This window comes from Streptomyces sp. NPDC057654, assembly GCF_042800135.1.
GTDB lineage: Bacteria > Actinomycetota > Actinomycetes > Streptomycetales > Streptomycetaceae > Streptomyces.
Genome location: NZ_JBHVHQ010000249.1, coordinates 1 through 10,105, shown reverse-complemented (window position 1 = coordinate 10,105; position 10,105 = coordinate 1). Strand labels below are relative to the sequence as shown.

Sequence of the window (10,105 nt, the reverse complement as noted above, 5' to 3'; positions counted from 1 at the left end):
GGCATGTACCGGCCCTGTGGCGGCCCCGCGGCGGCCTGGTGCGGAGCGGCGCCGAGGGCCGGTGCGCGGCCGTACCGAGGGCGGCTCCGGCCCGTGCCCGAGGCCGTTCCGGGCCGGGGCGGCGGCAGTGACAGACTGGGCCGTGCATGCGCCGGCGCCGGACGGCAGCGACCGCCCGGAGCCGGTTCTTGTCGAGACCGCAGAGACTGTCGAAACCGTCGAGAGAGAGATGGCCACCCATGGCGATTGAGGTCGGTACCAAGGCTCCGGAGTTCGAGCTGAAGGACCAGCACGGGCAGAGCGTGAAGCTCTCCGACTTCCGCGGCGAGAAGAACGTCGTCCTGCTCTTCTACCCCTTCGCCTTCACCGGCGTCTGCACGGGCGAGCTGTGCGCACTCCGCGACGAACTGCCGAAGTTCGTCAACGACGACGTCCAGCTGCTCGCCGTCTCCAACGACTCGCCCTTCTCGCTGCGGGTCTTCGCCGAGCAGGAGGGGCTGGAGTACCCCCTGCTCTCGGATTTCTGGCCGCACGGCGAGGCGAGCCGCGCGTACGGGGTATTCGACGAGGACAAGGGCTGCGCCGTGCGCGGCACCTTCATCATCGACAAGGAGGGCGTCGTGCGCTGGACGATCGTCAACGGCCTCCCGGACGCGCGCGACCTGAACGAGTACGCCAAGGCGCTCGAAGCCCTCTGACGTACGAGCTCCACCGCGGGCGCCGACGCAGCCGACGCAAGAGCCTGCAATCGGTGGGAACCGGTCACTAGGATCAAAACGTTGATCGGGTGCCATCGCACAACGGGGGCGCAGATGTCGCCGCCCCCTTCGAAACCTCTGGAGGACTCGTGGGAGTCAGTCTCAGCAAGGGCGGCAACGTCTCGCTGACCAAGGCAGCCCCCAACCTGACCGCGGTCATCGTCGGTCTGGGCTGGGACGCGCGCACCACCACTGGCAACGACTTCGACCTGGACGCCAGCGCCCTGCTGACGAACGACCAGGGCAAGGTCGCCAACGACCAGAACTTCGTCTTCTTCAACAACCTCAAGAGCCCCGACGGCTCCGTGGAGCACACCGGTGACAACCTCACCGGTGAGGGAGAGGGCGACGACGAGGTCATCAACGTGAACCTGGCGGGCGTCCCGGCGGACGTCGCCAAGATCGTGTTCCCGGTCTCCATCTACGAGGCCGAGTCGCGTCAGCAGTCCTTCGGCCAGGTCCGCAACGCGTACATCCGCGTGGTGAACCAGGCCGACGGCAGCGAGCTGGCCCGCTACGACCTCAGCGAGGACGCCTCGACGGAGACCGCCATGGTGTTCGGCGAGCTGTACCGCAACGGCGCGGAGTGGAAGTTCCGCGCCATCGGCCAGGGGTACGCCTCGGGCCTGCGCGGCATCGCGCAGGACTTCGGCGTGAACGTCTGAAACAAGGCCACTGACCTGGGAAAACACCATGTCGGCTTGTGCAGAGTCAGCATCAAGTCAGCACGGTGCTGGCCCGGTCAGCACGAAGCCCCCCAAGGTCCGTTGGGGGGCTTCGTCGTTGCTCGGCTCAGGGGCCGTCAGGGGCGGCTCACGGGGCCGTCAGGGCCCGCGTGGGGCCCGGAGGTGCGGGGGGCGCACGTGGGGCAGGCGTACAGGGGGCTTCCAGCGCCGCTAGGACGCTCGGTGTAGCGCGCCAGCACCGGCCGCGTCGTCAGCTTCTTGCAGAGGCAGCACAGGACAACGGGGCTCATGCTGACACCGCCAGAGTGACGTCATAGTCGATGCCCATCGTGGCGAGTGCTGCGGCGGTCCGTCGTTCCTTCTGTCGCTTCTTTTCCTGCTGCTGCTCCAACTTCACGAGGTAGGGGCGGATCAGTGCCACCTCTTCACCTATGAGTACCTGCTGACGCTCCAGTACATGCCGTGGTGTCGGCGTCGACCAGGAGGCGGAACGGGACAGTGGCGCGGGTGCGGGGGAGTCTGGCCCGCACAGTGACGACCAGGACGGCGAACGATCAGGAGTCGCATCCATGTGAGCACGCGGGCGATAGAGTCACGCATAGTCGTTCAGCTCCAACTAGCTGTTCGGCGTATGCCTCGACAGCCGGGCCTAATCGACTGTCGAGGCGCTTTCGTTACTGACCATAGACCTTGACGTCAAGACTGGTAAAGGGAGGTCAGTACACAGCAAGCGAAGTGCGAGGATGTGCGATGTAGTGGGAGCGCCGCTAGCCTCGTACGTATGGACTACGGCCCTGATGACACGATCGAGCGCGACGCGCCTGAACCACCGTTTGAACAGCTTGCGGGCATCCTGAGGGCCCGTGTCGAGCGTGGGGACTGGAAGCCCCGCCGCCCTATCGCGTCCGGAACCAAACTGTGCGAGCAGTACGGGTTGTCACGGCCGACTGTCTATCGAGCCGTCGCACTCCTGGTGGATGAGGGCGTCCTGTTCGTGGTTCCGCAGCGTGGCACGTACGTGCAGGATCGTGCGGCCGATACCGAGAGCGGCACGGATTGAGTTGAGTAAGATCAGTCGACGTGTCGCAGTGCCGCAGGACGAGTTGAGTAAGGTCGGACGCGGGGAACTGCTCTGCTGAGGGCAGTTGAATAGGATCAGCAGAGCCCAGGTGGCAGGTCGTACCGTTCCGGGTGACCAAAAACGTCCGCTCGTAGTGCTTCTCTTGTTGGGTCCACCACGTGGGATGAGTGCTCTCCTGGGTGATTGGCGTACAGGTAGCACTCAACGCTTTCATCGTGCAGTTCCGTGCACCATAGGAGTCTGACGAACCTATGGCTCGTAGCAGTCCAGAGGAACCAGAATCCGTAGTTCATGGGGGATTCTGGGCACTCCCATACGAGATCGGCGTGTTCTCCCTTGTGCTCGCCGAGCTCACATTGTGCGTACTCTTCGGCGCAGAACGCTGGATGGTCCGGCGTCACCTCGGCCGCGTACATCGCCGCAAGGGTTGCGTGGATGGGAAGTTGGATCAGTCCGGTGCATCGCAACATGAGCATCCTCGTTCCGGAGAAAGAGAGGCCCCGCCCACACGCCTCGGGGGGAAGCGCGGGAACGGGGCCCGTATCTGAGGGCTACCTACCGCCCTGCCGCACCATTCAGCCGACGGTAACGCCGCGATGATCCGCCCATGATTGGGCTGCTGTTGTCATAGCTGTCAGCCATGACGCGTCAGGGCTCCTTTCTGCACGGAAGCGGTACATGCGCACTGCGGCAGCCGCAAAGACGTCGATCGCTCTCGGGTCAGCGGCCACCCAAGGCATGCAACCGGCAACCCACGATTCGGCGGATTCTGCGCTATGTCCAGCCGAGATCAGTTGTACGACCAGCCAGGCCGCATCAATGAATGCTGCGCCACGGACGGGCCATGACCAATCGACGGCCCATGCCTCCTGGTCTCCGATCAGGAGATTGCTCGGATTGATGTCGGTGTGTAGGAGCGCATTGCCTTGAAGGAGCTCGATGGCCTTTGCGTTGCCGGCGAACCGGTCCCATCGGGTATCGGCCCAGTCCTGGGCAACCTCGGGGAGATCCAATGCGCTGGTCCGGTTGAGGATGTCGATGATGACCGGCAGATCAGGTGAGTCAGGCTTGAAGCTCGACGGTCGCCCTTGGATCGCCTCAAAACCAAGTGCGATCCATTGCCCGTCCTCCGCGTGCCACAGCAAGTCCGAGGAGACAGAGCGCACAGCCGGATTGATCAGCTTCTCCCGGATGATGGAATCCCGCCGCCCCCCTGGTTGGTTGCGCATGGCCTTGACGAAGAACGGCCCTCTCTCGCATTCCACCAAGGCCGTGACGTCCGAGCCGAACCCACGTGCGGTGGGTTGGACGTTGGTCAGTTCGCCTGTATACGGACGGACCAATGCCCACAGATATGGTTCAGGAAGACTGTGGTTCATGTGACCTTTCAGTTCTTCGGATCGCACTCAGTACCGGGAAAGCCGGGCGTGCACTCCGCGTTGGGATCGCAGGCAGGTCGGCAGGCGTCCATACGAGCTGATTCCCGGATGGATGTGTTGGCGCGGGTCATCGCTGCGCCGCCGAGGATAGCGGTCAGTGCTGAGTCTCGGACGCTGCCGGTCTTGATCCACGTGGAGAAGACACAGGGAGAGACTGTGCCGTCCGGATTGATTGCCGCGGCGCCGCTGCCGCACCTGCCGCACAGGTTTGCCGTTTGAGGCTCCTGGTCGTTTCCAGCACGCCCGAAGGGGCGAATACGGTCAGCACCGATTCGCTTGACGCCGAGGGTTTCCAGGTCGCGGCGAGCTTCGGTGATCTGCTGATCGGTCGCGGCGACGATTCCGGCGCGCAGCGGGATGCCGAGCCGAACGGCCTTCTCGATGTTGGCCCGTGTGCGGCTGTGGGACCGCCGGCCGGTCATCGCGTTGTGCTCCCGGGCGTTGGCCGAGTAGTAGGAGGTGGCCAGGGACAGGCCATCGTGCTGGAAGAGTTCCCAGCGAGAGGCCGAGACGTGTACGAGGTTGCTGTATACCTCGGTCTTCAGGTCGAGGGACAGAGCGTGACTCGTCAGGGCCTCAAAGTCGGGGTGAAGCGTCGGCTCTCCGCCGATGAACTGCACGTGGCCGACGCCCATTTTGGCCGCCTGGTCCAGGACGCTGGTCCAGTCCTCTCGGGACATGGCTCCGTGCGTTCCCTTCGGCCCTGACGCGTTATAGCAGTGCGTGCAGTTGAGTTGGCACTTTCGGGTCAGGTCGAGCCAGAGGAGTCGTGGGGTGGCGGGTGTAGCCGTGATGGCAACCGCTGTACTCATCGTGCGCTCACTTCCAGTGAAAGGGGGTTGGAACTTGCGTCTTGGTCGACTTCCCTTTCTGTGTATAGAGCTGATGGGGGGCTGAGGCTGATGAGCGGCCTTGCTCACTGGGAGCCGATAGCAGTGAACAAGGCCGCTCCGGGGACATCAGGGGCCTTCTGATGTCCCCGTATCCGCGCCCCGCTATGTACCTCGTGAACGGGTAGGCCGAGGCCCGTAGGGGGCGCGGAGATCATGGGGGGTGATGTATCGCAAAAAGCACGATGATCGTCACGTAGATTGCGAGTAGGACGGTCCAACGGATGGTAGATCGCGAAGGAAGTTTCATTGCCACCACAGATCCCATGGAACCCAATTGCTGTTCCCGCATTGAGGGCATCGTACTCTTCCCGTGTATGCGCAGTCTGGGCAGCCGTCGCATCCGAAACACGAAGGGCACCAAATTTCGAGCCAGCCTGCACACGTTCCGCAGTAGAACAGGGGCTTTTCTTGGTCTATCGGACTTTCACTTTCGGGCCGGGGTGCCATGGCCCACTTTCCGTACTGTGGTTCATTGAGGGTGCTGGCTCTGCACCATCGGCTGTCCGACGATGCAGAGCCGAGTAACCACCTCAGCATCCTTAACGCATGGCTTTTCACGGCTTGCGGAGGATGGTGGTCAACGGGCTAATTGTCGGTAGCGAAGCTGCATACGTTGCACTGCGCAGACTTGCCGTCTGCCTGCAACCTTCCGGTGCAGCCTGGCATTGGGCATGGGCCCATGGTTTCTCTCCTTTTATAGGTGGATGGTTGCGGCGGTGACCCGCCCCGGCCGGCTCCGCTACGCGGGAAGAGGAGTCGACCGGGACGAGAGCTCTACTTCTTCTTGCGGTCTTCCTTTGCGGCCTTCCGGCGTTCCGCACGGTTGCCGTTGGGGTTCGCATCTGCTGTTCGGCTGGACTTGTCACTACGGACCGACACGCCGTCCGACGCGCCAGCGCCCCCTACGGGCCTTTTGAAGACAGGCACGGCGCTCCTAGGCGTCGGTATCGGCGGCCTGGCCCTTGTCGGCCTCATCACCGGCAGTCTCGGGGTCGGTCGTGGTGTCGTTGACGTTGTTGTCGAGCGAGTCCGCCGAATCCCCCGATTCCGCGGGGGTGGTCCTCAGTCCGCCGATACCGTCGTGCACTTCTTCTGCCATTGCGTCCTCATCTCTTCTGTTGAGTGGTGCTTCTGTGTTCTGGATGGTCTGCCTTATAGGGGTATCTACGGCAGATCATCCGTCCGCCTCACTGTCGGGTTTTTGGGGGTCACCGGCAGGGAGGGGAAGTCTGTAGTGTTACCTGTTGCGCTTCTTTTTCCAGTTCCGAGCGCGCCGCATGCGGGCGGAACCTACGTTTTCGACGTGCCAGTATTCGCAGATGCAGCGGGAAACGCGCCGCTGCGATTATCGGTGTAGTAGCGGATGCCTATGCTACGTATGGCATCTTCTTTTGTGGCGAATGAGGGACGTCCGCCTATGGGGCACGGTGGTAATGCCATCGCTCTAGTCGATCCCCAGCCAAAGCCGAGCCGTCTTCGATTCGATGCCGTAATGCGCGGCAGCTTCTTCCAGGCTCGTGCCCCCATCGTACACACGCCTGATGCTAGCGGTTATCGATTCCTGTTCCTTGGGCGCTATTATTCGGCCCAAAGGCGGGGGTGTCCGGTACCTAACTTCTACGTCGGGTGGAGCCATGTCGATGTTCTGTTGTTTGGCACTCACTGCGGCGCTAATCTCCTAGCCTGCCCCCGAGCAGAGAGGCAAGTCGGTTGAGTTGGATCAGGGTTCTTCGTTCTCAGGCAGCCAAGTACTCGTAGCTGCCGGCATCTAACCAGGACTCCAGGAACGGGGCCGGAAAAATAGGTCTTGCGGTCAATGAGTAGACGCTGTAGGCGTCATGAGTAGCGATGCGGTAAGGGTTGCCGTCGCTCAGCTCCCGCATGGCCTCTTCCTGAACTGTCCAGTCCGCGGCCCACTCGTCAAGATCTGCGGCCGGAAGAGGGAAACCAGAAGGCACACGGACAAATCCAGGTGGGAGGCATCCGCGTTCACATTGAGTTTCGTAGATCGGCGTAAGACAGTTAGCCAGCCATCGAGCCTTGTCGCGCATCCATCGCACCGTCAGCCGAGGAGACACAGCCGTGTGTTCGTCTAGCTGATAGTCGCGCAGGGTGCCATCCACAGCCCCTGTCACGATGAGGCCGCACCAATACGCCGTTGGCCGCGGTGACGGTTCTCGCCATCCAGCGGACAACAATCTCTGCTGATAGGGAGAAAGGGCAGGTTCAATGCCGCTACTCACGGGACTCGTCCGACTCGGCGCTGTCCACTCTCCGCAGGGTCAATAGCGGGTCCGGGTGCCCTCGTCCGGCACGATGCTCCGGGCACCGGCAAGGCGGATAGGCCATAGTGCCAGGGGGAAGATCTGCCCCATCCGCAGACTCTCCCGTAGGTTCGTCCTGGCTGCGCTGCTTGAAGACCAGGAGCACACCACCCTGTCCCGCTACTGCCATCAGATGGGAGGGGCGGGCCTTCCCGTTGCGCCTCATCCTCTGGCCCCCTTCCTTGCGGCCACGACTTCCGCCAGGGACTCCACCAAGGAGGGTGACGCGGCGCCCAGCTCGACAAGAGGACCGTTGCCGCGCAGGCCGGGAAGAGCGAGGCCGGCACTGAAGAGTGATCGCCGAAGCAACCTCGCAGCATCGGCCGCCTGGCCCTCGTAGTCATCACTGGCAGCCGTGCGCAGCGGAGGAGGTCCAAGGGTCTCCACCAGGCGGAACGCCGTGTCATGACCGATCGGGTCAACCTCGACGAACGCGCGCCCAGCTATCGGAGTGGCCCCTTGCATCGGCAGGTAGAACCCACGAGCCATGAAGGCCAAGTGAAGTTCCTCCGCCAGCTGGTTGCCGATGCACCGGGCATCCTCCGTGTGCTGTGGAGCCATCGGGGTACCTCGCGAGTCGTCGGTATGTATGCATACGCGGCTTCCACCAGGATTTGTGGGTCGGTAGAAGCAACTTGCGAGCCATGTAACGACGAGGCGATACCGCTGGAGGACTCCATGATGTGACTCCAAGATGGAGTCACTAGCTTCAGCTTGGATCTACGCTATGAGGGGGTGCTATGAATGGGACGAGAGTCGGACGACCTGCACGCGCTTGTCACAGGGTTGCTCGACGATGCGCGGCTTCAGACTGCTTGCGCTGAACGAAACATGGGTGCCCTTTTCCGTTTGATTAATCGCCGCGGAATCAGTACACGACGCCTTGCCGCCGCCGTGGAGATCTCCCAAGGGCGATTGTATGACTATATGAATGATAAGAGGCGGGTAGAGAAACTCTCTCTGTTCGAGCAGATCGCTGACGCGCTTCATATTCCTGGCCACTTGCTTGGGCTTGCTCGTCGGGAGTGGGAACCTCAAACCAACAAGCCCCGGGCACGCGTAATTCCCTCGCCGGATGGAAACGACCTAGCCGCCATGGAAGCCTTCCGAGCCGCAGACAAGCAGGCGGGGGGAGGCCGCCTTTATGGTGCTGTTGTTCAGCACCTCAGTACCCATGTGGCGCGACGCTTGGTCGATGCCAATGGCGGACCAGACGTTTTCTCGGCAACAGCTGCCCTAACCGAAATGGCAGGCTGGATGGCGCACGACTCAGGGCGTGACGACCTCGCAGAGGCTCATTTCGCACGAGCCCTACGCTTTGCGAATACTGCGGACGACACGTCCCTTGCGGCCGACGTCTCCGCAAGCCGCAGCCATCTTGCCTTGCAGAGAGGGGACCCAGGTCAGGCGGCCAACTGGGCTCAGGCCGGCCTAGATATGATTGAGCATGGACATGGCGTTCCGGTCCTGACCTCTCGGCTTCATTCCATGCACGCGCGAGCCCTAGCAGCATCTAACCAACGAACTGTAGCTTTGCGCGCGCTCAACCGAGCGCACCAGGCCCTAGAGCTCACCTCCGGAACTGCACACCCCTGGGTTAGCCCGTTTGATATGGCAGCATTCGCCAGTGAGGCGGCGTTGGTGTTCCGAGATGCGGGAATGTTCGCCGAAGCGCTAGAACACGCCAATCAGGCAATCTGTTTGAGGGAGGATGGGCGTGCGCGTTCCCTCGCAATGAGTCGTATCACTCTCGTGGACATTCATGCACGTCGTGGGGACCTCGATGCAGTTACTCATCATGGGGAGGATCTATTGACAACTCCCACATCCCTTTGCTCGGTCAGGGTTATCAATCAGCTTAGGGATCTATGTAACCTTTTGGATTGCCACCGAACCTACCGCCCCATCAGAGACTTTGTGTTGCGAGTTAATGAAACGTCTGAGACCAGGATGCTTCTTCTGGCGGACATCATGAAGCCGTCAAGCGAAGGCGATTCCACATGAACCCTCTGCCTGTAGACCCGGCCGATTGGCATGCGTACCTTGCTGAGGGAAACGCCAAGCAAGCGAGGAAACGCGTTGCCGCTGATGTACTGATCAGGGATTCCAATGATTCATTCTTGTTGGTAAACCCCACCTACAAACCTGATTGGGATCTACCAGGTGGCATGGCGGAAGCCAATGAACCGCCCGATGTCGCAGCTTCCAGAGAGCTAAGCGAAGAGCTTGGGTTGACTATCAAGCTAGGCGGGCTCCTGGTCGTGGATTGGGTAGAACCACATGGCCCATGGGACGATCAACTTGCCTTCATCTTCGATGGCGGTGTAATAGACACCGACCGTGCGACCAGCCTGTATCCGCACGATAGTGAGCTCTCTGAAGTTGCCTTTACCTCCTACGAGGAATCAAGAACCCGGCTTCGGCCGCGCTTGACCCACCGCTTTGAGGCTGCCGTACGAGCGCTCTCGGATGGGAAGTTGCGCTACCTCCACAACGGCATATCCGTCTGGTAGTCCGCTGAAGCTCTATGATGCGCCCATGGCACAGAAGATCATCACTATCTACACGGACGACCTCACAGGCGAAGAGTCCTCGGAGGCCGCCACGCACGTCCTGGCGCTCGACGGCAAGACTTATGAGATCGACTTGGCTCCGGCCAGCTACGAAAAGCTGATGAAGGCTTTGGCGCCCTTCACCGAGGCAGGCCGCAAGACCAGCAGCAGGACAGGCAAGCCGCGCAAGGTAGCCGCCACCAGCTCCGGCAGTGGGGACACAGCAGCCATCCGGGCCTGGGCGAAGAAGAACGGCTACGAGGTCAACGACCGCGGTCGAGTGCCGGCGTCGGTCAAGGAAGCCTACGAAGCCCGCAAGTAGCCTGCAAGCAGCTCGACCACATCGAGGGCCCTAACCGCATTGGTTAGGGC

The 10,105-nt window shown here is 61.9% G+C and carries 10 protein-coding genes; 5 read left to right on the top strand and 5 right to left on the bottom strand.

Translation table 11 applies throughout. From position 1 onward, the window contains the following. Nucleotides 1-239: 239 nt before the first annotated feature. Together ACFU99_RS19770 and ACFU99_RS19765 are read left to right on the top strand one after the other, a co-directional pair. Nucleotides 240-698, top strand: a complete 459-nt coding sequence (locus ACFU99_RS19770) for a peroxiredoxin (RefSeq protein WP_384393614.1) — start codon at nt 240-242, stop codon at nt 696-698. Between the two features lie 149 nt (nt 699-847). Beyond that, complete coding sequence (locus ACFU99_RS19765) at nt 848-1,423, top strand: TerD family protein (protein WP_363229579.1); 576 nt, start codon at nt 848-850, stop codon at nt 1,421-1,423. Nucleotides 1,424-1,730: 307 nt separating this feature from the next. Here ACFU99_RS19765 and ACFU99_RS19760 read toward each other — a convergent pair whose 3' ends face one another. Further along, nucleotides 1,731-1,865 carry a hypothetical protein gene (locus ACFU99_RS19760; protein ID WP_384393610.1) on the bottom strand — a complete coding sequence of 45 codons (135 nt, stop codon included), beginning with the start codon at nt 1,863-1,865 and terminating at the stop codon, nt 1,731-1,733. A 360-nt stretch (nt 1,866-2,225) separates the two neighbouring features. Here ACFU99_RS19760 and ACFU99_RS19755 point away from each other — a divergent pair, with 360 nt between their 5' ends. Next, on the top strand, nt 2,226-2,504 hold the full coding sequence (locus ACFU99_RS19755) for a GntR family transcriptional regulator (RefSeq protein ID WP_384393606.1): 279 nt from the start codon (nt 2,226-2,228) through the stop codon (nt 2,502-2,504). Between the two features lie 596 nt (nt 2,505-3,100). Here the strand turns inward: ACFU99_RS19755 and ACFU99_RS19750 are convergent. The 4 genes from ACFU99_RS19750 to ACFU99_RS19735 form a co-directional block, all read right to left on the bottom strand. After that, nucleotides 3,101-3,904, bottom strand: coding sequence for a protein kinase (locus tag ACFU99_RS19750; RefSeq protein WP_384393603.1), 804 nt, complete (start codon nt 3,902-3,904; stop codon nt 3,101-3,103). An 8-nt stretch (nt 3,905-3,912) separates the two neighbouring features. After that, nucleotides 3,913-4,776 (bottom strand): radical SAM protein, encoded by an 864-nt coding sequence (locus tag ACFU99_RS19745; RefSeq protein WP_384393601.1) that lies wholly within the window; start codon nt 4,774-4,776, stop codon nt 3,913-3,915. Nucleotides 4,777-5,791: 1,015 nt separating this feature from the next. Then, complete coding sequence (locus ACFU99_RS19740; RefSeq protein WP_384393598.1) at nt 5,792-5,956, bottom strand: hypothetical protein; 165 nt, start codon at nt 5,954-5,956, stop codon at nt 5,792-5,794. 637 nt (nt 5,957-6,593) lie between these two features. After that, on the bottom strand, nt 6,594-6,908 hold the full coding sequence (locus ACFU99_RS19735; protein ID WP_384393595.1) for a hypothetical protein: 315 nt from the start codon (nt 6,906-6,908) through the stop codon (nt 6,594-6,596). Nucleotides 6,909-9,181: 2,273 nt separating this feature from the next. Between ACFU99_RS19735 and ACFU99_RS19730 the strand changes: the two genes are divergently transcribed. Then, entirely contained in the window at nt 9,182-9,694 is a 513-nt protein-coding gene (locus ACFU99_RS19730; protein WP_384393592.1) for an NUDIX domain-containing protein, read from the top strand. A gap of 25 nt (nt 9,695-9,719) precedes the next feature. Continuing rightward, the gene (locus ACFU99_RS19725) at nt 9,720-10,055 is read left to right on the top strand and encodes an Lsr2 family protein (RefSeq protein WP_384393589.1); all 336 of its coding nucleotides are present in this window, start codon (nt 9,720-9,722) and stop codon (nt 10,053-10,055) included. Nucleotides 10,056-10,105 lie beyond the last annotated feature (50 nt).